The sequence below is a fragment of the Labrys okinawensis genome, from assembly GCF_002982075.1.
Classification (GTDB): Bacteria; Pseudomonadota; Alphaproteobacteria; order Rhizobiales; family Labraceae; genus Labrys; species Labrys okinawensis_A.
The window spans coordinates 93,841-116,768 of record NZ_PUEJ01000006.1 but is presented as its reverse complement, the minus strand read 5'-3'; the positions used below and the strand labels follow the sequence as shown (position 1 = coordinate 116,768).

24 protein-coding genes and 1 tRNA gene are annotated in these 22,928 nt (G+C 65.0%); 13 read left to right on the top strand and 12 right to left on the bottom strand.

The window, feature by feature from the left end:
- Positions 1-84 precede the first annotated feature (84 nt).
- Positions 85-636 carry a hypothetical protein gene (locus C5L14_RS17605; RefSeq protein ID WP_105863369.1) on the top strand — a complete coding sequence of 184 codons (552 nt, stop codon included), beginning with the start codon at positions 85-87 and terminating at the stop codon, positions 634-636.
- Positions 637-780: 144 nt separating this feature from the next.
- Here the strand turns inward: C5L14_RS17605 and C5L14_RS17600 are convergent, their stop codons facing one another.
- From C5L14_RS17600 to C5L14_RS17590, 3 genes are all read right to left on the bottom strand, one after another.
- On the bottom strand, positions 781-1,095 hold the full coding sequence (locus C5L14_RS17600) for a type II toxin-antitoxin system RelE/ParE family toxin (RefSeq protein WP_105863368.1): 315 nt from the start codon (positions 1,093-1,095) through the stop codon (positions 781-783).
- Positions 1,092-1,346: an antitoxin gene (locus C5L14_RS17595; protein WP_105863367.1), complete on the bottom strand. Its 255-nt coding sequence runs from the start codon at positions 1,344-1,346 to the stop codon at positions 1,092-1,094. Before C5L14_RS17595 ends, C5L14_RS17600 begins: the two co-directional genes overlap by 4 nt.
- A gap of 316 nt (positions 1,347-1,662) precedes the next feature.
- Positions 1,663-1,992 carry a hypothetical protein gene (locus tag C5L14_RS17590; protein WP_105863366.1) on the bottom strand — a complete coding sequence of 110 codons (330 nt, stop codon included), beginning with the start codon at positions 1,990-1,992 and terminating at the stop codon, positions 1,663-1,665.
- 222 nt (positions 1,993-2,214) lie between these two features.
- On the opposite strand from C5L14_RS17590, the gene C5L14_RS17585 reads away from it, so the two are divergent.
- The 6 genes from C5L14_RS17585 (at position 2,215) to C5L14_RS17560 (ending at position 11,439) form a co-directional block, all read left to right on the top strand.
- Positions 2,215-5,589, top strand: a complete 3,375-nt coding sequence (locus tag C5L14_RS17585) for a DUF2126 domain-containing protein (RefSeq protein ID WP_105863365.1) — start codon at positions 2,215-2,217, stop codon at positions 5,587-5,589.
- A gap of 160 nt (positions 5,590-5,749) precedes the next feature.
- Positions 5,750-8,263, top strand: a complete 2,514-nt coding sequence (locus tag C5L14_RS17580; RefSeq protein WP_105863364.1) for a circularly permuted type 2 ATP-grasp protein — start codon at positions 5,750-5,752, stop codon at positions 8,261-8,263.
- A 122-nt stretch (positions 8,264-8,385) separates the two neighbouring features.
- The gene (locus tag C5L14_RS17575; protein WP_105863363.1) at positions 8,386-8,733 is read left to right on the top strand and encodes an endonuclease domain-containing protein; all 348 of its coding nucleotides are present in this window, start codon (positions 8,386-8,388) and stop codon (positions 8,731-8,733) included.
- 253 nt (positions 8,734-8,986) lie between these two features.
- Positions 8,987-9,865 (top strand): transglutaminase family protein, encoded by an 879-nt coding sequence (locus C5L14_RS17570; protein ID WP_105863362.1) that lies wholly within the window; start codon positions 8,987-8,989, stop codon positions 9,863-9,865.
- Positions 9,866-9,870: 5 nt separating this feature from the next.
- A complete protein-coding gene (mog, locus tag C5L14_RS17565; protein ID WP_210203256.1) occupies positions 9,871-10,398 on the top strand; it encodes a molybdopterin adenylyltransferase in 528 nt (175 codons plus the stop codon).
- Positions 10,399-10,446: 48 nt separating this feature from the next.
- The gene (locus C5L14_RS17560) at positions 10,447-11,439 is read left to right on the top strand and encodes a GlxA family transcriptional regulator (RefSeq protein ID WP_105863360.1); all 993 of its coding nucleotides are present in this window, start codon (positions 10,447-10,449) and stop codon (positions 11,437-11,439) included.
- Between the two features lie 198 nt (positions 11,440-11,637).
- On the opposite strand, the gene hrcA is transcribed toward C5L14_RS17560, so the two are convergent.
- A complete protein-coding gene (gene hrcA / locus C5L14_RS17555; protein WP_105863359.1) occupies positions 11,638-12,753 on the bottom strand; it encodes a heat-inducible transcriptional repressor HrcA in 1,116 nt (371 codons plus the stop codon).
- Positions 12,754-12,857: 104 nt separating this feature from the next.
- Here hrcA and C5L14_RS17550 point away from each other — a divergent pair, with 104 nt between their 5' ends.
- Complete coding sequence (locus C5L14_RS17550) at positions 12,858-13,409, top strand: DUF924 family protein (protein WP_105863358.1); 552 nt, start codon at positions 12,858-12,860, stop codon at positions 13,407-13,409.
- Between the two features lie 162 nt (positions 13,410-13,571).
- Here C5L14_RS17550 and C5L14_RS17545 read toward each other — a convergent pair whose 3' ends face one another.
- Entirely contained in the window at positions 13,572-14,975 is a 1,404-nt protein-coding gene (locus tag C5L14_RS17545; protein ID WP_105863357.1) for a cobyrinate a,c-diamide synthase, read from the bottom strand.
- Between the two features lie 283 nt (positions 14,976-15,258).
- Between C5L14_RS17545 and C5L14_RS17540 the strand changes: the two genes are divergently transcribed.
- Positions 15,259-15,687: an Hsp20 family protein gene (locus C5L14_RS17540; protein WP_068293755.1), complete on the top strand. Its 429-nt coding sequence runs from the start codon at positions 15,259-15,261 to the stop codon at positions 15,685-15,687.
- Positions 15,688-15,738: 51 nt separating this feature from the next.
- Positions 15,739-15,996, top strand: coding sequence for a DUF1150 family protein (locus tag C5L14_RS17535; RefSeq protein ID WP_105863356.1), 258 nt, complete (start codon positions 15,739-15,741; stop codon positions 15,994-15,996).
- 160 nt (positions 15,997-16,156) lie between these two features.
- Here the strand turns inward: C5L14_RS17535 and C5L14_RS17530 are convergent, their stop codons facing one another.
- The 3 genes from C5L14_RS17530 to C5L14_RS17520 form a co-directional block, all read right to left on the bottom strand.
- Positions 16,157-17,050 (bottom strand): DUF937 domain-containing protein, encoded by an 894-nt coding sequence (locus C5L14_RS17530; protein ID WP_105863355.1) that lies wholly within the window; start codon positions 17,048-17,050, stop codon positions 16,157-16,159.
- Between the two features lie 348 nt (positions 17,051-17,398).
- Positions 17,399-18,130, bottom strand: a complete 732-nt coding sequence (locus tag C5L14_RS17525; RefSeq protein ID WP_105863354.1) for a DUF2459 domain-containing protein — start codon at positions 18,128-18,130, stop codon at positions 17,399-17,401.
- Between the two features lie 101 nt (positions 18,131-18,231).
- Positions 18,232-18,900, bottom strand: coding sequence for a TetR/AcrR family transcriptional regulator (locus tag C5L14_RS17520; protein WP_105863353.1), 669 nt, complete (start codon positions 18,898-18,900; stop codon positions 18,232-18,234).
- 81 nt (positions 18,901-18,981) lie between these two features.
- Between C5L14_RS17520 and C5L14_RS17515 the strand changes: the two genes are divergently transcribed.
- Positions 18,982-19,719 (top strand): SDR family NAD(P)-dependent oxidoreductase, encoded by a 738-nt coding sequence (locus tag C5L14_RS17515; RefSeq protein WP_105863352.1) that lies wholly within the window; start codon positions 18,982-18,984, stop codon positions 19,717-19,719.
- 91 nt (positions 19,720-19,810) lie between these two features.
- On the opposite strand, the gene C5L14_RS17510 is transcribed toward C5L14_RS17515, so the two are convergent.
- Together C5L14_RS17510 and C5L14_RS17505 are read right to left on the bottom strand one after the other, a co-directional pair.
- Positions 19,811-19,999, bottom strand: a complete 189-nt coding sequence (locus C5L14_RS17510; protein WP_146126942.1) for a hypothetical protein — start codon at positions 19,997-19,999, stop codon at positions 19,811-19,813.
- Positions 20,000-20,140: 141 nt separating this feature from the next.
- On the bottom strand, positions 20,141-20,383 hold the full coding sequence (locus C5L14_RS17505) for a hypothetical protein (RefSeq protein ID WP_146126941.1): 243 nt from the start codon (positions 20,381-20,383) through the stop codon (positions 20,141-20,143).
- Between the two features lie 328 nt (positions 20,384-20,711).
- Here C5L14_RS17505 and C5L14_RS17500 point away from each other — a divergent pair, with 328 nt between their 5' ends.
- Positions 20,712-20,990, top strand: a complete 279-nt coding sequence (locus tag C5L14_RS17500) for a hypothetical protein (RefSeq protein WP_146126940.1) — start codon at positions 20,712-20,714, stop codon at positions 20,988-20,990.
- A 108-nt stretch (positions 20,991-21,098) separates the two neighbouring features.
- Here C5L14_RS17500 and C5L14_RS17495 read toward each other — a convergent pair whose 3' ends face one another.
- Together C5L14_RS17495 and C5L14_RS17490 are read right to left on the bottom strand one after the other, a co-directional pair.
- The gene (locus C5L14_RS17495) at positions 21,099-21,881 is read right to left on the bottom strand and encodes an alpha/beta fold hydrolase (RefSeq protein ID WP_105863348.1); all 783 of its coding nucleotides are present in this window, start codon (positions 21,879-21,881) and stop codon (positions 21,099-21,101) included.
- A gap of 234 nt (positions 21,882-22,115) precedes the next feature.
- Positions 22,116-22,200 (bottom strand) — tRNA-Leu (locus C5L14_RS17490).
- A 152-nt stretch (positions 22,201-22,352) separates the two neighbouring features.
- Between C5L14_RS17490 and C5L14_RS17485 the strand changes: the two genes are divergently transcribed.
- On the top strand, positions 22,353-22,916 hold the full coding sequence (locus tag C5L14_RS17485; RefSeq protein WP_428832636.1) for an NUDIX domain-containing protein: 564 nt from the start codon (positions 22,353-22,355) through the stop codon (positions 22,914-22,916).
- Positions 22,917-22,928 lie beyond the last annotated feature (12 nt).

The window sequence follows — 22,928 nt, the reverse complement described above, 5'->3', positions numbered from 1 at the left end:
ATCGTAGCCGACACACCGCAAAATGAGGCGCAAAGCTGTCTCATTAATTGGGATTTTCGCGACAAATCGGAGACACATAGCGTGATGAGGCGATCTTTCATTGCCGGGTTGTTGGGTATTTTCGGCTTAAACAAAATCGCCTCAGCCAAGGATCAGAAGACCTTCCCGCCCGTTCCGAAATGGCGCCCATCGTTCTTGCAGCCGATGGAAAAGATCATTGACCGTATGACCTATTATACCAATGGCAAAAGTGACATTGCGGTATTTAGAAGTGGCACCTGCGTAATACTCGGCTCTGGCTTATCAGATTCGGATGCCAAGACATTCGCGCTGAAGACCTTATCGGATATCTTTAATTATCATCCCGACATGAATCCAAAGCCTATGGATGATGGCAACATACTCGTCACATACAACCATCCGGCGGCCAATGTTGTGCTTCACGACGTGGCAGAAGCACACTGGGATGAAGTCGAAAAGCACTATCTGGATGGCCTGGCGACGTCTGAAGTTTTAGTCACACCGCTTGGGCCGAACAAGTTTGATGCTTTCGGAAAGCAAGCCCTGCTAGGTCGCGCTTACATGTTTATGGATGCTCAGGCGCCTGAGATCGTCCAAGTCAGACGGAACAGTTGAGTTTCGACGAGCCGCAATGGCGATATCTATTTATCGCTCTAATCCTGACTTTTTCGGCGTGTCGACCATCCGCTGACATCGCAGCATTTTCGTCGTCGCAAAAGTCGGATGCAAAAGTCCCGCAGCAGGTCGGCCGTTGCATATTCATTGAGATTCATTGAGCCTGTCAGCCAAGCGCGCCATCAGGTCCATGCGTTCGTGGAAGATCGCGACGATCAGCACGGGCTCGTCCTGACGCGGCAGGCAAAACACATAGTGATGTTCGCAACGAGCCATGCGCAGCGCCGGATAGAGCGCATTCAGTTCTTTGAATACGCCCTGCCCCGCCGCGACGCGGGCAATGCCCGCTTTCAGTTTTGCGATGTAGGTGCGCGCCTGCGCTCCGCCCCATTCCTTGTGCGTGTAGCGGACGATGGCGCGTAAGTCGGTCTCCGCGTCGTCGGTCAGGGCGTAGTTCAACCCCGGCCACCTCCGGCAAGTTCTTCATCGAGAATCTTGTCGATGCTCTTGCCCGAGACCTTGCCGGACAACCCGGCTTTGATCCGGTCGCCAAGCAGAATTTTCAGCTCCTGCCACGCCAGATCGGCGTCGGTGTCACCCGGGAACAGCCGTTCGAGCACGTATTGCTTGATCGTCTTGCCTTGCAGAGCAGAAAGGGCCTTGAGGCTTTGGTGCTGCTGGTCCGTGAGGTCAATGGTCAATCGGCTCATGCGATAAACTCCCATGGATTACCACAAACCCACATTAGCACATATGCGGGTGTAACGCCGTTCAATCTTGCCCCCTATGGGTGACATGACCTGCCCGTCGGTCCTGCGTGGCGCGCAACTCCTGACTTTTCGAGATGTCGACCGTTCGCCGACATCACAGCATTTTCTTCGTCACAAAAGTCGGATGCAAAAGTCCCATCGTGCGAGGGATTTTTGCATCATTGTCGTGGTCGCGGTCCTCTATTAGGTACCGGAAAATGAGCCAACGCGGCTATGCGTAGCGGACATCCGAACTGGCCCGCCGCCAACTTCCAGCTCAGCCGTGCCCGGTATTGGTGATGATGCAGTTGAGGAATTTCACATAGGAGCCCAGGCCGGTGCGCGGGGCGGGCTGGTTGCGGGCGAAGCAGCGGTCCTGCACCTCGGCGGCGGGCGGTGCGCGCCAGATCCGGCGCAACTGGTTGTAGGACATGATTTCCTGCGTTTCGCAGTTCTGGACCATCACCGGATTTCCCTTGCCGAGCTGCTGACAGAACAGCTTGTACTGGTAGACCGGCAGGGTGGTGGCCTGCGCGGGCAAGGCACCCGCGCAAAAGGCGGACAGGCAGAGCAAGAGAGCGGCGAAACCGGACGCCGGACGCTTCATGATGGTTTTCCTCGACCGAAAGGGCATTGCCGAAAGGATGTCGCCAAAAGGGTGGCTCCTGGCCCTGCTTACCCTGCCCGTGTTAAAAAAACGTCGCCGGGCGTGCCATCCGGCGAACTTGGATTGGGCAGCAGGTGCTTATTTTTGCCTTCTCAATAGGCTTGCCTAGTTCGAGAGCAAACCGATACGCTGCGGGCGTTTCTTGGCCGGGGGTATCCTGTCTTGTCGATCGTTGCTGCCCTCTATCACCGTACGACCTATGATTACGATCGTCCGGTGACCCTATCTCCCCAGATCGTCCGGCTCAGGCCCGCTCCGCATTCCCGAACGCGCATCGTCAGCTATGCCTTGAAGGTCGAGCCTGCCCAACATTTCATCAACTGGCAGCAGGATCCGCACGGCAATTGGCTCGCCCGCTTCGTTTTCCCGGAGCCGGCGACCCGTTTCCAGATCGAAGTCGACCTGGTTGCCGACTTTTCGGTGATCAATCCTTTCGATTTCTTCGTGGAGGATTACGCGACCCACCTGCCCTTCGCCTATCCCGCGGATCTGGCGCATGAACTCGCGCCTTATCTGGAGATCGAGCCGGCGGGCGAGGGGCTGGCCGCCTTCGTCGCTTCGATCGACATGGGCGGGCAGCCGGTCGTCGACTTCCTGGTGGGGCTCAACCAGCGCCTGCAGCGCGAAATCGCCTATACGATCCGCATGGAGCCGGGGGTGCAGAGCCCGGAGGAGACGCTGTCCCTGCGCTCGGGTTCCTGCCGCGACAGCGCCTGGCTGCTGGTGCAGATCCTACGCAGGCTGGGCCTCGCCGCCCGTTTCGTCTCCGGCTATTCGATCCAGCTCACCCATGACCTCAAGGCGCTCGACGGCCCGCGCGGGGTCGACGCCGATTTTGCCGATCTGCATGCCTGGGCCGAGGTCTACCTGCCGGGTGCTGGCTGGATCGGCATGGATGCAACCTCGGGGCTGCTCACCGGCGAGGGCCATATTCCGCTGGCCGCCACGCCGCATTATGCCTCCGCTGCCCCGATCAGCGGTTCGCTGAGCGCGGCCGGGCCCGTCAATACCGAGTTCTCCTTCGAGATGCCGGTGCGGCGCATCGCCGAATCCCCGCGCGTGACCTTTCCCTTCTCCGACGAAGCCTGGCGCGAGCTCGATGCGCTGGGACAGGAGGTCGAGGCCGATCTCGTCAGCCAGGACGTGCGCCTGACGCTGGGCGGCGAGCCCACTTTCGTCTCCATCGACGACTATCAGGGCGAGGAGTGGAACACCGGTGCCGTCGGCCCGACCAAGCGCGGCCTCGCCGATACGCTAATCCGCCGCCTGCGCACGGCCTTCGCCCCCGGCGGCTTCCTGCATTACGGCCAGGGCAAATGGTATCCAGGCGAATCCCTGCCGCGCTGGGCCTTCGCGCTCTACTGGCGCAAGGACGGTCAACCGATCTGGCGTAACGCAGAGCTGATCGCCCGCGAGCCGAAGCCGGCGGGCGGGCCGAACGGCAAGCATCCGATCCGCAAGGTCTTCGATCCCACGCCGATGCGCATCCTGGCCGAAGGCGTGGCGGAACGCCTGGGCATCGAGCCCGACTTTGCCGTGCCGGCCTATGAGGATGCCGCCCACTGGATCCTGCAGGAGGCCCAGCTTCCCGACAATGTCGATCCGATGGAGTCCAAGCTCGCCGATCCCGAGGAGCGCGCCCGCATCGCCCGGGTCTTCGATCGCGGACTCGACCAGCCGGCTGCCTATGTCCTGCCCGTGCAGCGCTGGAATACGGAGCGGCGCGATGGCTGGGTCAGCGAACTCTGGCGCATGCGCAGGGGGCGGCTTTTTCTGGTGCCGGGCGATTCGCCTGCCGGTTACCGGCTGCCGCTGTCGAGCCTGCCTCACGTCCCGCCCGCGGCCTTTCCGCATGTGCATGCGGCTGATCCGATCGTGCCGCGCGGCCAGCTGCCGGACCGGTCCGAGCTGTCGCGCCAGCTGCGGCGCATCGACGCCAACAATGAGGGCAGCCTCAAGCAGCAGGTGCAGGTCGGCCAGGAGTTCGGCACCGGTGTGGTGCGCACGGCGCTCGCCTTCGAAATCCGCGATGGCGTGCTGTGCGTGTTCATGCCGCCGGTGGCCGGCGTCCAGGATTATCTCGAATTGCTGGCTGCGGTCGAGGAGACGGCCGAGGCCAACGGCCTCACCGTGCATATCGAGGGCTATCCCCCGCCCTATGATCCGCGCATCCAGGTGATCAAGGTCACGCCCGACCCCGGCGTGATCGAGGTCAATATCCAGCCGGGCGCTTCCTGGGCCGAGACCGTGGCGATCACCTCCACCATCTATGAGGAGGCCCGGCTCAGCCGGCTCGGCGCGGACAAGTTCATGATCGACGGGCGCCATGTCGGCACCGGCGGCGGCAACCATGTCGTGCTCGGGGGCGTCACGCCCGCCGACAGCCCCTTCCTCCGGCGGCCGGACCTGCTCAAGAGCATCGTGCTCTACTGGCAGCGCCATCCCTCGCTGTCCTATCTGTTCTCGGGCCTGTTCATCGGGCCCACCAGCCAGGCTCCGCGCATCGATGAGGCCCGGCATGACAGCCTCTATGAGCTCGAGATCGCCATGGAGCGAGTCAGGGGGCCGCATGGCGGCAATACCGCCGGCGGTTCGGGTGACGACTTGCCGCCGCCCTGGCTGGTCGATCGCCTCTTCCGCAACCTCCTGGTCGACGTCTCCGGCAACACCCATCGGGCCGAGATCTGCATCGACAAGCTCTATTCGCCGGATTCTGCCACCGGACGCCTCGGCCTGATCGAGTTCCGTTCCTTCGAAATGCCGCCGGACTATCGCATGTCGCTGGCCCAGCAGTTGTTGCTGCGGGCGCTGATCGCCTGGTTCTGGCGCGAGCCGCAGGAGGGGGCCTTCGTGCGCTGGGGAACCCAGCTGCATGACCGCTTCATGCTGCCCCATTTCGTCTGGGCCGATTTCCAGGACGTGCTTGCCGATCTCGCCCGCGCCGGCTACGGCTTCGATCCGGTCTGGTACCAGGCGCAGCTCGAATTCCGCTTCCCGTTCTACGGCAAGGTCGATTATGAAGGGGTGAGCCTGGAGGTGCGCCAGGCCCTCGAACCATGGCATGTGCTGGGCGAGGAGGGCTTTGCCGGGGGGACGGTGCGATACGTGGATAGTTCAACCGAGCGGCTGCAGGTCAAGGTCGAAGGCTTCAATCCCGCCCGGCATGTCGTCGCCTGCAACGGCCGGCGCCTGCCGATGAACGCCACCGGCCGGTCCGGAGAGGCCGTCGCCGGCGTCCGTTTCAAGGCCTGGCAGCCCGCCTCGGGCCTGCATCCGACCATCCCGGTGCATGCGCCGCTCACCTTCGATGTCATCGACACCTGGTCGAACCGCTCGCTCGGCGGCTGCACCTATCACGTCGCCCATCCCGGCGGGCGCAATTACGAGACCTTCCCGGTCAACGCCTATGAGGCGCAGGCCCGGCGCCTCGCCCGCTTCCAGCCGATCGGCCACACGCCTGGCTGGCCGGCGGTGCCACCCGAGGAGAGCAACGGGGAATTTCCCTTCACCCTCGACCTGCGCAGGGCAGCGCGATGAGGGGGCGGGAAGAGCCGTCCGTTTCCGGCTGGGCGTTCACTTTGCCGGTGGCGCGCGACCCCTCATCCCCCTGCCGGGACCTTCTCCCGCAAGGGGAGAAGGGGTCTGGTTCTGACAGGCTGAGCTTTCCGAGTCGCATCCATCTTCCCGGAATGCCCTGATGCTCGCCCGGTCCCGCAATCCCGGCCTGCGCTCCTTGCTCGCGGACTACCGGCCTTTGCCCGATGTCGCCGACGAGTTGATGACAGCGGCGGGGGAGGTGCGTCCGCATTGGCTGCCGGTGCTCAACGAGATGGCGCGCTACCGGCCGGCCGTCGTCTCGCAGCGCTTTGCGGTTGCTGATCGTCAGATCAAGAATTCCGGGGTCTATTACCGCGTCTACGACACGCCGGACGGCCGCGACCGGCCCTGGCCGCTCGCGCATGTGCCGCTGGTGATTCCCGATGCCGAGTGGCGCGGCATCGAGGCGGGCATCGTGCAGCGGGCGCAACTGCTCGAAACCGTGCTGTCCGATCTCTACGGGCCGGCCACGCTGGTGCGGGATGGTGCCCTGCCGGCGGCCGTGATCGCAGGCAATCCCGATTTCCAGCGCGCCGTGGCCGGCAGCAGGCCGCTCGGCGGCGAGCATCTGGTCATCTACGCTGCCGATCTCGGCCGTGGCCCCGACGGTCGCTGGTGGGTGCTCAAGGACCGCGCCCAGGCGCCCTCCGGCATGGGATATGCGCTGGAGAACCGGCTCGCCATCTCGGCCGCCTTGCCCGCCCTCTATCGCGACATGCAGGTGGAGCGTCTGGCGGGTTTCTTCCAGGCCATGCGTTCCACCCTGGCCGCCAAGGCCGGGCGGGAGGGCTCGCGCATCGGCCTGTTGACGCCGGGACCCGCCAACGAGACCTATTTCGAGCACGCCTATCTCGCCCGCTATCTCGGCCTTCTCCTGGTCGAGGGCGCCGATCTCACCGTGCAGGACGGAACGGTCTATGTCCGCACCATCGAGGGACTGAAGCGCATCGCTGCCCTGGTGCGGCGCCTCGATGCCGATTTCGCCGATCCATTGGAACTCAATGCCGGCTCTCGGCTCGGCGTTCCCGGCCTGGTCCAGGCCGTCCGGCAGGGCTCGGTGGCCCTGGCCAACAGCCTGGGGGCCGGCCTGGTCGAGGCGCCGGCCATGCTGGCTTTCATGCCGGCGCTGGCGAGGCGGCTCACCGGCAACGACCTCATCCTGCCGAATGTCGCGACCTGGTGGTGCGGCGAGGCCGGCGCGCGCGAGGAGGTGCTGCGGCATTTCGAGCGGCTGGCCATCCTTCCGGCCTTCACGCGCGAGGTCGCCGGCCTGACACGCAGCGGCGCGAGTGTGGTGGCAGATCAGGACGAATCGGGCCAGGCGCGCCTGCGCGATGTCGTGAACGCCCATCCCCTCGAGGTGGTGGCGCAGGAAGTCGTCAGGCTCTCGACCATGCCGGTCTGGAACGGCAAGCGCCTGGAACCGCACCCCTTCACGCTGCGGGTCTACGCCGTCGCCACGCCGGAGGGCTGGAAGGTGATGCGCGGCGGCTTCTGCCGGGTGGGCGACAGCAATGATCCGCGCGCCCTGTCGATGCAGCATGGCGGACGCTCCGCCGATGCCTGGGTGACGTCGGAGCGGCCCGTCGATCATGTCAGCCTGCTGCCGGCGCCCGGCAAGGTGGCGATCAAGCGCAGCCTCGGCCATCTTCCGAGCCGGGCGGCCGACAATCTGTTCTGGCTCGGCCGCTATCTCGAACGCGCCGAGGCGACCTTGCGTGTGGTCCGGGCCGTGGGCGAGATCGCTGCGGAAGCCGATGAGGAGGTCGTCGCCGCCACCCAGCGCCTCACCGACCTGCTGGTCGCCTGGGGGGCAGCCAAGGGCGAGAAGGCGGAGCCGGCCGTTTCTCGCAGAACGGCCAAGGCGGTGATCGAGCCGGTGGCGATTGCCGAAGGCGTCCTGAGCGATGTGCTCGACGGGGAGGAATATGGCGGCATGCCCGCCCTGATCGGCGCGGCGGCGCGCACCGCTTCCGCCATCCGCGAAAGACTGTCGCGCGATGCGACCCAGGCCATCGCCGATCTCGGTGCCATGGTGGTCGGCGACCGCAACCTGCCCTCCGCCGACAGGGCGGACCGCTATCTGCACACGCTGGCGGCCTTGTCGGGGCTCGCCCATGAAAACATGAACCAGCTTGCGGGCTGGCGTTTCCTGCGCATCGGACATCATATCGAGCGGGCGATCCAGACCTGCCGCCTCGTCCGCCGCCTGGCCGATGAAAGCGCCAGCGCCGACATGCTCGATGCCTTACTGCGCGTGACGGACAGCCGGATCACCTACCGCGCCCGCTATCTGATGGGAACGCTGCGCCTGCCGGTGCTCGATCTCGTGCTGCTCGACGACGGCAATCCGCGCTCGGTCGCCTATCAGATCATCCACGCCGCCGAGCATCTGGCAGCCCTGCCGCGCACATCCCGGGACGGGGAAGTGGACGCGCTCACCCGCGCCATCCGCCTGATGCGCGCCGAAATCGAGACGACGCAGGCGGCCGACGTCGATGATCGCCTGATCCTCGGTTTCGAAAACCGGCTGCTTGCGCTGTCTTCGGAGCTCTCGGCCCGCTATTTCAACCAGGACGAAGCCATGGCCGAGATCGCCGAGGGGTTGGGATGATGGGGAGGACAAGCGTCGAGTGGGATGGGACGCCGAGAGATAGGACTCAGCGCCGGGATCCCCCTCGCCCCGTTCTTACGGGGAGAGGGTAAGGGTGAGGGGCAGCGCAGAGGATTGTAATTTTGCGCAGCGTTGATCCTTCGACCCACGGCCGCGCTCAACGCCTGCGCGAGCAAGCACCGAAGGCCGAGAGGCTCCTCTGGGCCAAGCTGAGAAACCGTGCACTCGCCGGCCAGAAATTCGTTCGGCAAATGCCGCTGGGTCCCTATTTCGTCGATTTTGCCTGTCGCGAGTTGATGCTGATCATCGAGATCGATGGAGCGACGCATTCGTCAGCCGAGGAAAGGGCTTATGATCGCGCTCGGGAACAATATCTGGCGGCGCAAGGGTATCGCGTCTTACGCGTGCAGAATGCCGATATCTACGAGAGCATCGATGGTGTATGCGAACTCATTCTGGCGACGATCTGAGATAAAGTCTTTGGTCGGCCGCGCTGCCCCTCACCCTTACCCTCTCCCCGTAAGGACGGGGCGAGGGGGCTCAGACGCCGCGTTTGAAGTGGAGACGGCGCATCTGGCCGAGCGGTTGTGCGAGACGATACCTCTCGGAGTATGGCAGCACATTGGAAGCCTCCCTCGCCCCGCTCTTGCGGGGAGAGGGTAAGGGTGAGGGGCAGCGCCACCCATAGATGAATCTGTCTGCATTTTCTGATGAGTTTCGCCCGTGCTCTATCTTATCCGCCACACCACGACCTATCTCTACCGCACCGAGGTCGCGGCGGCCCGCTGCACGCTGCATCTCCAGCCTGAGACCGGCGGCAATCAGCGGGTATTCTCGGCCCAGCTCACCATCACCCCCAGGCCCCTGGAGCAGACCGAGGCGGTCGACTTCTTCGGCAACCGCACCACCCATGTCCGCTTTGCCGGCGCGGCCACCCGGCACCGCTTCGAATCGCGCGTGCGCATCGAGGTCCAGCCGCGCGAGCCGCCCCATGCCCTGCTGACCCCATCCTGGCAGGAGATCAGCCAGGGGGCGCTGCTGGTGCCCGACCTCGGCGGTTCGGCCCCGGCGCATTATCTGTTCGCCAGCCGCTTCGTACCCCTGCTTGCCGAAGCGCGCGATTACGCGCTTGCCTCTTTCGAACCGGGGCGCCCGGTGCTCGACGGGGCCATCGAGATGATGAAACGCATCCATCGCGATTTCGTCTACGATCCCAACGCAACCGATATTTCCACCCCGCTCGACGTGGTGGCCCGCACGCGCCACGGCGTCTGCCAGGACTTCGCGCATTGGATGCTGGCGGGCTTGCGTGCCATCGGTATTCCCGCCGCCTATGTTTCGGGCTATCTGCGAACCCATCCGCCGCCCGGCCAGGAACGGCTGGTGGGGGCGGATGCCAGCCATGCCTGGGTTTCGGTATGGTGCGGCGCCGGGCTCGGCTGGGTCGATCTCGATCCGACCAATGCGGTGCCGGCGAATGAGGACCATGTGCGCGTCGCGGTCGGGCGCGACTATGCCGATGTCGCCCCGGTGGACGGCGTCGTCGTCGCCTCCGCCGGCCACAGCCTGCGCGTCTCCGTGGATGTCGCGCCTTTAGGATGAGCGAAATGACTGCCAGGATCGGAATTCTGACCATCTCGGATCGCGCCAGCGCCGGGATCTACGAGGACAAGAGCGGCCCGGCCATCACCGGCTTCATGCAGCGCGTGCTGACCTCGCCCTGGGACCCGGTGGCGCGCGTCATCGCCGACGAGCAGGATCTGATCGAGCGCACGCTGATCGAGCTCGCCGACGAGGCAGGCTGCTGCCTCATCTGCACCACCGGCGGCACGGGCCCGGCCCGGCGTGACGTCACGCCCGAGGCCACCGAGGCGGTCTGCACCAAGATGATGCCGGGCTTCGGCGAGCTGATGCGCCAGGAAAGCCTGAAATATGTGCCGACGGCCATCCTGTCGCGCCAGACGGCGGGCATTCGCGGCCGGACCCTGATCGTCAACCTGCCGGGAAAGCCGGCCTCGATCGAGCAATGCCTGATGGCGGTCTTCCCCGCCATTCCCTATTGCATCGACCTGATCGAGGGGCCGAGGCTGGAGACGGACCCGGCTGTGTGCAAGGCGTTCAGGCCGGGGCAGTGAAGGGATACGCGCCATGACGGCCTGTTTGGATCGCCCGGAGCCATAATCGTGTTCAAGCCGCATGCAGGGCCCGGGCCGATCCGGATCGATTTCCTGCTGGTTCCCCAATTCTCGATGATGGCGTTTTCCTCTGCCGTCGAACCTCTGCGCGTCGCCAACCGCATGGCCAGGCGGCAGGTCTTCGATTGGCGGGCATGGTCGATGGACGGCAAGCCGGTCAACGCCTCCAATGGCTGGCCAATTCCGGTGGGGGGCGCGCTGCCCGCCAGCGACGACATCCCGACCCTGATCGTCTGCTCCAGCTTCGAGCCGGAGCACTATGCCAGCAAGACGATGCTGGCGCGCTTGCGCCATCTCGCCCGCCGCGGCACCGAGCTCGGCGCGCTCGATACCGGCGCCTGGATCCTGGCGGCGGCCGGCCTGCTCAGCGGCGGCAAGGTCACCATGCATTGGGAGGCGGCGCCGGGCTTCGCCGAGGCCTTTCCCGACATCGAGATCAGCGAGGCCCTGTTCGAGGTGTCGGCCAAGCATTTCACCTGCGCCGGCGGGACGGCGGCGCTCGACCTGATGCTGGACATGATCGCCCGCCAATATGGCCAGGCCCTGGCGGTGGCGGTCTCCGAACAGTTCATCCACGACAGGCTGCGCCCGCGCCATGACCGCCAGCGCATGAGCCTGCCCAAGCGGCTGGGCGTCGCCAACAGCAAGCTGATCCGCGTGGTGGCGGCTATGGAGGCCAATCTGGAGACGCCGCTCGACGCCAAGGCCCTTGCGGCCCTTTCCGGCGTCTCGGCCCGCCAGCTCGAACGCCTGTTCCGGGCCGAGCTCAAGGATTCGCCGGTCAACTACTATCTGCAGCTCCGGTTGCAGCGCGCCCGCCTGCTGCTGCGCCAGACCGACATGAGCGTGATGGAGATCGCCATGGCCTGCGGCTATTCCTCCGCATCCTGTCTTTCGCGATCTTATCGCGCGCATTTTGCGGTGACGCCGCGCGAGGACAGGCGTGAGGGTGAAAATCCCGGCGTGCAGAAGCGATCCTGATCTCGGCTGCCGGCACGCCCAGGCAGAGGGGCCGGTCTACACAAAAGTGGCCCTGGCTTATGTCGTGTCCGGGTTTGACCTGGGCATCCAGTGGCTCGGCCGTCGTCATGAAGGATAGGCTGGGTTGCCGGGTCAAGCCCGGCAATGACAAGGCTCACGCCATAATCGAGGATCGGCCAGGAATTACCCGCATTGCCGTCAGGGCTTCAGCAGTTTCCCGATGACCTTGGCAGTATAGTCGACCATCGGCACCACGCGGGCATAGTTCAGCCGTGTCGGCCCGATCACGCCGAGCACGCCGACGATCTTCTGGTTGGCATCCCGGAAGGGAGCAGCGATCATCGAGGAGCCGGAGAGCGAGAACAGCTTGTTTTCCGATCCGATGAAGATACGCACCCCGTCGCCGCCTTCGGCGCGGCCGAGCAGATCGATCAGGTCCTTCTTGGCCTCGATGTCGGCGAAGAGCAGACGGATGCGTTCCAGGTCTTCGCCGGCGTGCAGGTCTTCCAGGAGATTGGCCTGGCCGCGCACGATGAGCTGGCGCGGCAGGTCGGAGGAGCCGCCGCTCCAGCTTGCCAGGCCGGTATTGATCAGCTTGGTGGTGAGGTCGTCGAGTTCGGCGCGCCCGGCGTCGAGGGCGCTGCTCATCTCGCGTTTGAGGTCCTCGATCGTCTTGCCGCGGGCGCGGGCGTTGAGATAGTTGGAGGCTTCCACCAGCGCCGATGTCGGCAGGCCGACCGGCACGGTGATCACGCGGTTTTCCACCGCGCCTTCCTCGGAGACCAGGATGACCAGGGCCTGGGTGGGTTCGAGGCGCACGAATTCGATATGCTTCAGCCGCTGGTCGCGCTTGCCGGTGACGACGACCCCGGCGCCGCGCGACAGGCCCGACAAGGTGGCCGAGGCTTCGATCAGCACGTCTTCAAGGGAGCGGGAGGGAGTCCTCGCGCGGATCTGGGCATCGATCTGCGCGCGGTCCTGAGCGGCGAGGTCGCCGAATTCCAGCATGGCGTCGACGAAGAAGCGCAGTCCCAGTTCGGTCGGCAGCCGCCCGGCGCTAGTATGCGGCGCCTGGATCAGGCCGAGCAGTTCCAGGTCCTGCATGACGTTGCGCACCGAAGCGGGCGACAGCGAGGTCGGCAGCAGGCGCGAAATGTTGCGGGAGCCGACGGGTTCGCCCGTTGCAAGATAGGAATCGACGATCTGACGGAATATCTCGCGCGAGCGTTCGTTCAGCTGAGTAAGTTCACTCGAAGGAAGGGTCGGCGTCACAGCGGACAAGGTCTGTCTCCTCGACACTAATGTGACGAGCATTCGGCGATTGTTCAATGGTGGAATTGCAGTTTCCGCAGCGCTATGCAGTGTCTCCGCTCGTTCGAGTTTCGCCTATCGTCTCGTCTGGCCAGAGGAAACCCGTCATGGTCGAATCAGTTCCGCCTTCCGCCCGTGCTCTCGTCGATTTTTGGGTCGATGCCGGCCCCGAGCGCTGGTTCGAAAAGGACGAGGCGTTCGACCGCGACTTTCGCGAGCGGTTCCTGCCCCTGCATCAGGCCGCAATGCGCGGCGAACTCGACGGATGGGGCGCGACTGCGCCGGGTGCCCTCGCGCTGGTGCTGCTGCTCGACCAGTTTCCACGCAATGCCTTTCGCGACACGCCTGCAATGTATGCCGGCGATCCCCTGGCACGGCGGGCCGCAGCAGCGGCGCTGGCGGCCGGCCATGACCGCAGCATCGACCCGCAGCTGCGCATCTTTTTCTACCTGCCCTTCATGCATTCGGAGGAACTCGCCGACCAGGAACGCTCCCTCGCTTTGTGCCGGACGCTGGAAGGCGACTATCTGCGCTATGCCCGGGAGCATCGCGACATCGTGGCCCGCTTCGGCCGCTTTCCTCATCGCAACGCCATTCTTGGGCGCATCTGCACGCCGGAAGAACAGCGCTTTCTGGATGACGGAGGATTTGCGGGCTGAGGCCCGGCATTCCAGTCGCAACGACGATTGCGGTGGCGTTTTCCGTCATTGCGGACGCAGCGCTAGAGCGTTTCGCGGTTTGGTGGAATCACCAAGAATCGCAAAGACGCGCCGAATTAAAGAGCTGGAGCAAAGCAGCTTTCCCCCTAAACGCGCTTTGCTCTAGGCCTTGTCGATCACGTGGAAGAAGGAGCCGGTGACTTGGCCGCGGCGCCCGCCCAGGGCGCCCAGGGGCGTGCCGTTGGCGTCGCTGACCTCGAAAAGCGGCGTGTCGTCGGAGCGCAAGGTTGTCGAGTAGTGAAACTCGTGGCCGCGCACCCGGCTGCCACGTGCGCCGAGTGGGCAATCCTGCTTCAGTTCTGCCAGGCGGTAGCCCAGATTCATGCGGCGCTTGGCGAAGCTGGTCTCGAGATCGAGCAGGCCGGTCATGCGATGAGCCGTGCCCTCGGCATCGATCAACACCCGGCCGAGCACCATATAGCCTCCGCATTCGCCGTGCACCGGGCGGGTTTGCGCGAACAGGCGCAGGGCTTTCTGGAAGCGGGTGGCGGTGGCGAGGCGAGCGCCGTGGAGTTCGGGATAGCCGCCCGGCAGCCAGGCGACGTCGGCATCCTCGGCCGGCCCCTCATCGGCCAGCGGCGAAAAGGGGATGATCTCGGCGCCCTGGCGGCGCCAGCCGGCGATGAGATGCGGATAGATGAAGGAGAAGGCGGCATCGCGGGCCAGGGCGATGCGCTGGCCAGGCGGGCGGAGGCCCGCTTCAACCGGCTCACCCGGGCGGAGGCCCGCTTCAATCGGCTCACCCGGGCGGAGGCCCGCTTCAGTCGATTCAACGGGGCGGCGGCCCATATCGCGCCCGGCCGTCGGCAGTCTCGTCGGCTCGGCCAGCGCCCGGATTGCGCCGATGTCGCAATGGGTTTCGACGAAATCGGCCAGAGCTTCAAGGCGACGGTCGAGCTCGACAGTCTCGTCGGCCTGGACGAGGCCGAGATGACGCTCGGGCAGGACGAGGTCGGCATTGCGGGGAAGCGTACCCACCACCGGCAGCCCGGCCTCCTCGATGCCTTTGCGTGCCAGGGCTTCGTGCCGGGGGCTCGCGACCTTGTTGAGCACCACGCCGGCGACCCGCACATCGGGACGGAAGCTGGCAAAACCCTTGGCCACCGCGCCGGCCGACTGCGACTGACCGGAGATATCGAGCACCAGCAGCACCGGCCATCCCAGCAGCGCTGCCAGGCCGGAGGAGGAGCCGTCCCCGCTGGCACCGTCGCTGATAACGCCGTCGAACAATCCCATCAGCGCCTCGCCGATGAAGAGCTCGGCATCGTTGCCGGCCTGCCGAGTGAGGCCGTCGATGAGGGCCGGGCGCATCGCCCAGCTGTCGAGATTATAGCTGACCCGCGAGGCGGCTGCGGCATGAAAGCCGGGATCGATGTAATCGGGCCCGCATTTCATCGGCTGCACCGCGACCCCGCCGCGGGCGAGGGCGCGCAGCAGGCCGAGCACCAGGGTGGTCTTGCCGGAGCCCGAGCGGGGAGCGGCGATGAGAAGGCCGGGAGGGATCATGTGCCGTTCCTGCCCCGCCCGGGAGCCGCACGCAAGAGCGTTTTGCGATTGAATGGAAGACGGGGGATCGCAGGCATCCTTGCCGGCTCTTCGTCAGTCTGGCGGAGCGGGTCCAGGAGCACGCGCCTTCCTCCAGAGGGTTCGATCCGGAAATCCTCACCGCAATTCGGGACCCCTCTTGAAACCCCTTTGTGCTTGCCCATATTGAGATTGTTCCGGAGTTGCCGGAACGGGGACGCCGTCAGGGTCCCGTCACAAAGTCGCTTCCTGCGAGGGCTTTGCAATGTCGCGCGTACCAACCTTGAACTCTCCCTTCCTGCTCGGCTTCGATGAGATCGAACGAGCCCTGGACAGGGTCGCCAAAGCCGCCAATGACGGCTATCCGCCCTATAATATCGAGCGAGTCGGATCCTGTGACCGGCCGCCGGAGAGGCTGAGAATCACACTCGCCGTCGCCGGTTTCAGCCGTGAGGAACTCGACGTCTCGATCGAGGAAAACCAGCTCGTCATCCGTGGACGGCAGGTGGACGACAAGTCCCGCGTCTTCCTGCATCGCGGTATCGCAGCCCGCCAGTTCCAGCGCACGTTCCTTCTTGCCGATGGCATGGAGGTGATGGGCGCCGATTTGAAGAACGGCCTGCTTTCCGTCGATTTGATCCGCCCGGAGCCCGAGCGCGTCGCCAAGCGCATCGACATCGCGGTGCGGGACTGACGGTCCGGTTGCCCCTTTTTTCCATTGTTTTTCAACGTTCAGGAGGTTCCCATGATCCGGAACGATAAGACTGCTGTGCCGACCCCCGAAATGCTGGCTGCCCTAGGCGCCGGGCATGTCGCCTATGTCAAGCCGATCATGTCGGAAGATGCCATGCGGCTCTATCCGCAGTTGGGCGAGATCCGCCCCGGCTTGAAGCTGTTCACCCTCAACGCCGCCGACGGTACGCCGATCATGATTGCCGATTCGGCCGAGGGGGCGGTCGCCAATGCCTGGCAGCAGGAACTGGTACCGGTTTCCCTGCACTAATATGAGCGGTCGCGATGTTTGACTCCCGCGTCATTGCGAGCGTAGCGGAGCAATCCAGGCGGCTTACGAGAAGTGCATCCGCGGGTCGCGGATCGAAGGCGGCGAAGCGCAGGCTTCGTCGCCTTTTTATTGTCGAGGCGCCCTTTGACTGCGGGATGCTTCAACCCAGCAGGCGTGGCGCGGGCATCTCGATCTGGCCGGTGGTGGCCGGCGCCGTCGCCTGAGGGCGTTTGTAGAGGAAGTACCAGGCGAGGCCGCCGACGATCAGGACGGCGATGATGAGGTAGAGCCAGGTCATGCTGCCGCTCGATTGCGGCGGGGGCGGGGGAGCGGCCTGGTGCTGCAGCTGGGGGCTGGGAGGCGGCCTGGTGTCGAGAGTCGAGCGGCTGGCCGGCGCTGCCGCTTCGGCGGATCCGAGGGTGGAGGTGCCCGCCTGCGCTCCCGGCGTGGCCGAGCCCAGCGTGGATTGGGGCGGCGTGGTGCGGAAGGCGCCGCTCACCGCCGTATCCAGCCCTTGCAGGAAGCCGCTGTCGGCGAGCCCTGCCGCAAGGCTGGCCGGGAGCGCCGCCGTAATCGCCTGTTTCTCCGCCGCGAAAAGCGAGGATATGGCATGGCCGTCCGCCCAGCTCTCCGGGGGCTGGTTGCCGAGGGCGCCGACGACTGCCGGGCCGACCAGGCCCAGCACGGAAGCGGCTGCCTGCGGCGGGGCGCCGGTGGCCTGTCCCAGGACATTGGCCAGCTGGTTGACGCCTTCGGTGCCCAGCAGGGGCGTGAGCACGTTGACGCCGCTCGCCAGAATATTGGCATCGCCGCTGATCACGCCGGCGGCCAGCGTATCGAACAAGCCTGGATCCTGGCTGGAGATCAGATCGGAAATGCCCCTGGCGCCATCCGGGGAAGAGGCCTCGCTGGCAAAGGCACCGAGCACGGAGGGAATGGCGGCGCCGACCAGTTTTTGGGCCAGCGCCGGGTCGATGCCGATGATTGCGGCGGTACGCTCGATCAGATCGGGGGTGATCAACTGGGAGACGAGGCTTGGAAGATTGATAGCCATTTTATTCCTCGTGTCAGCAATTCATGGACACCTTAGTACCCAATTGTCTCCGTTGCAAAATCCAAGGAGACGGTTGCGCCTCTTCTTGGGTCCGGCAAATGATTGTCAGGATGAGTTTTTCCGAAAATTCAAATTCCTTTACGGAATAGGAAAGATTTGAGTTTGGCGATGGGCTGCCACGCGGTGGACTCGCCTGGCCGATCGTCGGGCGGAGCGGCCGGGGCCTGCCGAGGCTCGGCACTTGTTAAATCACGGCCGACAGTCGCAATGAGGGCGGTTGACCGGTCAAGCATCAATCCCGTCGGTATAAGCGCGTCAAAACAAAGAATTAGAGAAAAACGGGCATTTCTAGCCTGAGTCGCCTTTGCGGAGCGGCCAGGTCACGCTGAAGCTGAAGGGGGCGAAGCGGGCATGGGGCAGGCCAGCGGCAGCGAGAGCCCCGGCCACCCACTGATTGCAGGTATTGAACGGTCCGTAGCGGCCTTTGGCGAGATAGAACGCCTCGAGCCCGACACCGCCCAGGCGCTGCTGGGCTCTGCCGGCGCTGTCCGGCTGCAGGCTCGCACGGATATGGGCGATCAGGGCCTGCCGGCCCTCCCTGTCGACCGCAAGGGGCAGGCAGTCGGGGTTGGCGACCGGCGGATTGACGGCGACCACCCGGAGGGCGGTGTCGTGCCGGCCGGCCAGGGCCGCCAGGGCCGTCGACACTCTGGCGTCGGCCCAGGTCGGCGTTTCCTGGAAAAAGACGAGGTCTCCCCAGCCGAAGGCAAGATAGGCGTGGGATGGCAGGTCGGGCGGGGTAACGGCCGGAAACAAGCCCGACCAATCGACCAGGCTATCCCGGCTCGGCAGCACGATGTCGGCATGGGCGAGGGAGGCGCACACATAGAGCGTCGGCTCCCCCTCGGCTTGCTGGGTCCGCCCCGCCGCAGGCAGGAGCGCGGAGCCGAGGGCTGCGAGCACGAAGACGAAAAGGGCCAGGAACGGCATGACCGCCAGCACGAACAGGAGGCGCAGGCTGCGCGAGATCCTCGTGCGTCCCACCGTTCCGGCCGCAAATCCACCGGCGGGATCAGGCATGCTGCGAAGACGCCTGCAAGGCTTCCCCCATGATGGTACAATGCGCGCGAAACGAACAAACCTATTCGATCATAAGGCCCGCATGGGGGAAAGACGAGGGGTCAACCCTCGCCGTCCCCGGGCCTGGCGGTCCGCGCGTCCCATCCCGCCATGGCGACATCGGCGACCGCCTCCAGCTCGGCGCGGCTCGCCCCGTCGCGGGCCAGGATCGACATGCCGTTCTGAATGGTTTGCACGAAGCGGGCGAGGGCGTGGAGATCGGTCGCGGCCGGGATCTCGCCATCCGCCACCGCCTGGCCGAGGCGGGTCAACAGCCGTTCGAGCGTGACGGCGCGCGCGGAGCGCACCAACTCGCCCAACTCGGCATGGCCTTCGCTGCCGACCGACGAAAGCGTGATCATGCAACCGCGGGGGATGTCCGCGACGCAGCCGGTCAGGGCGGCGGCCGAATCCATCAGGAGTGACCGGACGGCATCGCGCGCGGTCCCCGCGGCGTGAAACCTTGCCCAGACATATCCCTCATTGGTCTCGGCATAGTGGCGCAGCGCCTCGGCATAAAGGGCCTCCTTCGACTGGAAGGCGGCATAAAGGCTGGGCGCGCCGATGCCCATGGCATGCGTCAAATCGGCGATGGAGGTTGCTTCGAAACCCTTGGTCCAGAACAGGCGGGTCGCTTGCTCCAGTGCAGCGGCCCGATCGAAGGCACGCGGCCGCCCGCGCGCCGGGGGAGGCGCCGAGACGGCATCGGAGTTCGCGTCAGAATTTTGCATCGATCACTACATAAATCCATTGACCCTATTCGGCAATGGGCCTAGCATTTTTGTATCGATCACTAGATAAAGGCTGTGACCATGGAATTGTCTGGAAAGCGTGCGCTCGTGACGGGCGGGTCTCGCGGCATTGGCGCCGCAATTGCGATCGCCCTCGCCGAAAAGGGCGCGGATGTGGCGCTTACCTATGAAAAGTCGGCCGATCGCGCTGCCGAGGTCGTTCGGACGATCGAGGGCAAGGGCCGCAAGGCTGTCGCCATTCAGGCGAACAGCGCCGCTCCGGCGGCGATCAAGCGCTCTGTCGACCAAGCGGCCGAGGCGCTGGGCGGCCTCGACATTCTCGTCAACAATGCCGCGATCGCGCTTTACGCGTCGACAGCCGAGATCAGCGTGGAGGCGATCGATGCGATGCTCGGCGTCAACGTGCGCGGACCTGTGCTTGCCGCGCAGGCAGCCATTCCCCATCTTTCCGCTGGCGGACGCATCGTCACGATCGGTTCCGCGGGCGCCGAGCGCATCGTCGGACACCCCGGCACGTTCTATTATATGACCAAATCTGCCTTGCATTCGTTCACACGCGGCCTCGCCCAGGAGCTTGGGCCACGCGATGTCACCGTCAACCTGGTTCAGCCAGGGTCGACCGATACCGACATGAACCCCGCCAATGGCGAGTCCGCCGACTTCCAGCGCAGCCTGAGCGCGCTTGGGCGTTATGGCGCGCCGGAGGATGTCGCCGCCGCCGTCGCCTTTCTGGCGAGTCCCTCCGCACGGCACATCACGGGTGCCATTCTGACGGTGGACGGAGGACAGACGACCTGAGCGGGATGATCCTGCCGCGAGGGACCGGCCAAGGGCCGGTCCCTCCGACTGCGTCTCGGCGGAAATCAATCCCCCAGGACCGTTCCGTCGCTCACACCTTTTCGGTCAGGTTGCGATAGACCTTGGCCGGCCAGGTCAGGGCATCGGGAAGCGCCCGGGCGATGCTGCTGGCGAAATCGGAGGCCGAGCCGCTGTTCCACTGCCCCTGGACCACCGGCGCCAGTTCGACGCCCACGCCGATCAGATAGACGATGATCAACAAGGTTAGAATGCCACGCATGGTCAGCTCTCCGCAGGCGGCCATACACGACATGGCCTCACATTCGGCCGGAGTGTCGCCAAACTTCGTGGCGGCAGCGTGATCGCCCGCCAAATAGCGCGGGGAAGCGGTGCGCGGGGCGGAACGTGTCGTGATCGGCGCTCAGTCCCGCTCCCGGCCATTGCAATCGGCGGCTTCCTTCAGCCGCCCATAGACGCGTGCCATGGCCTGGCAGACGGCGAGCCTGGCCTTCGCGGTGGCGATGCCGCTCGTCGCGCAGCTTGGCGAGGCAAAGTCGGGACAGGAAATGCCCCGCTCCAGCCGCTCGGCCGAGAGGACGCCGCAATCCTCGAACATCAGGCAGGGCTCCTCGCCGCCGTGCTGACCGGTCAGATGCATTCCCATATCGTTCTCCCCTGGTTCTGTTTGTAGGCTAACAATCCCTCAGCAGCGTGATAGCGGCGTGACCGGATTGTTTGGAACCTTCCGTCGCAGGTCTTGCGCAAAGCCGGCCGCCGCGGAGATAATCGCGAGCCTTGTAACGTGGCGATTACACGCGATAAGCCAGTGATCTCCAGAGCAAAGCGCGTTTAAACGGAAACGCTTGTTTGCTCTCACTCTTTGGTTTGACGCGTTTTGCGATTCTTGGCGTCACCGCCAAATCGCAAAACGCTCTGACGCGCGCCTGAACGCACTTTGCCAGGCCTGCAACAACGCGACGGGGCTGCGGTATATGGCATTTCGACCCTTGGACTATGACGAGCACCCGACCGTTCTCGCGGCCGAGTATCAGCGTATCAAGGCGAGCCTATCCGACAACGAGGCGATGCTGCTGGCCTGCCTCACCAATGTGCTCAACGAACTGCCGGACTGGCTGGACGGGGATTATGCCGCCGGCAGTGCGCTCGACCATGCCAATACCGCGATCGAGGCGATGCTGCGGGGCTCCGGCCTGCTGCCGATTCCCCCGGAAGCGCGCGAACGGGCCGAGAGATTGCGCGACGACAGCTGACTGGCGCCATGGCTCTCTGAAGTCCGGCTCCGGGCGGCGGCGCTCCCGGCAGCGGCGATTTTCCCTGGCCGCGTGATGCGTCGGCATTTTCGAGGCTGGCTGTCGTATTCAGCCTGCCTGCCCTGTTGCTTCCAGGATCAATCCGGTGATCTCGTCGGGCCGGGAGATGAGGGAAAGGTGACTCGCCGGAACCTCGATGGTTGTCGCGCCCATGCGCTTGGCCATGAAACGCTGCAGGTCGGGGTTGATCGTGCGATCCTCGGTCGACACGGCATAGAAGCTGGGTTTGGCGCGCCAAGCCGCACCGGCTGCCTTGCCGGCGAGCAGTTGTTTGCGGAAAGGTTGCTGCACGGCATAGAGCAGCCGGGCCTTGTCGCGCGGCAGATCGCCGCCGAAATCGCGAAGGAAGGCCTCCTCGCCCAACCACCCTTCGTCGCCGTCGAACACGATGCCGGCCGTCGCCGGCGGTGTCGGATAGGTCTTGGCCAGAGCGGCATAGTCCTCATTGGCATCGGGCGCGCGGGCGGCGACGTAGACCAGTGCCGAGACGTTGGGATGCAAGCCCGCCTCCGTCACGATCATGCCGCCGAAAGAGTGGCCGACGAGCACCGTCGGCCCGTCCTGCCTCGCCAGCACGCGCTCGGCCGACGCCACGGCCTCGGGCAGGGACGTCAACGGATTTTGCACCGAGATTGCGTTCAGGCCCTTGGCCTGCAGGCGCGCAATGACCTCGCTCCAGCAGGAGCCATCGGCGAAGAGGCCGTGCACGAAGACGACGTTCCGCGCGCGGACGGGCTTGCCCATTCCGGCCGCGGTCGACTTTTGCGACATGATCAATGATGCCGCAACACCGGCGGCGAAGGTTTTCGAGAAGGTACGACGGTTCATCATGGTGCTTTATTCCAGGCGCTTTCCGATGCAGGACGGAACGTGATGCGTTCCGGTGGAGTCTTCGCTCCGGCAGGCCTGATCGTTACGCTCCCGCGCTGTTCTTGCCGAAACCGGCGCAAAGATGATTCCGCCGCCATCCCTTTCCTGCGCCCCGCAGGATCCGGCCTGCGCCCTGGATTTAGGCAATAAAAAAGCCCCTTCCAAATCAACGATCTGGAAGGGGCTTTCCGAAACTGGTGCCCAGAAGAGGACTCGAACCTCCACACCTTGCAGTACACGGACCTGAACCGTGCGCGTCTACCAATTCCGCCATCTGGGCGCGGGGGTCTTCTAGGGGGGCGGAGAGCCGATGTCAACGCCCATTTGCAGTTCTTGCGACAGCTTGATGAAAGCACCGTGAAACGGGCGTTCCGCCTTGCGTTTGACACCTTGCTGGGCTTGTCTGCGCGGAATTCGAACGGAGTGATTGCCTTGCCTGCAGCGATTCTCGACGAGGCCCTGCTTTATGACGGCTGGAACCGCCTGCTGATGGTCAAGGCCCGCACGCCCGGCGGCGCGGTGATTCACCGCAGCGTCGAGGACCACGGCGATGCGGTGACGGTCCTGCCCTTCGATCCGGAGCGCCGCCAGGCGCTGCTGGTGCGCCAGCTGCGCGTGGCGATTCTCAAGGGGCATGGCGTGCAGGCCTCGCTCGAAGCACCGGCCGGCGTCCTCGACGAGGACGATCCGGCCGATTGCGCCCGGCGCGAGGCGATGGAGGAGGCGGGGCTGGCATTGAAGGCCCTGGTCCCGCTCGGTGCGGCCTTCGTGATGCCGGGCATCTCGACCGAGAAGATGCACATGTTCCTGGCCGAATATTCGGCGGCAAGCCGCGTGGGGCCGGGCGGCGGCCTGGCGGAGGAGAACGAAGAGATCGAAGTGGTCGAGATCGGGCTCTCGGAATTGGCCGCCATGGCCGACCGCGGCGAGCTTTGCGACCTCAAGACCTACAGCCTGGTGCAGACGCTCCGGCTCAGGCGGCCGGAGCTGTTTTAGGGGTTGATCGCG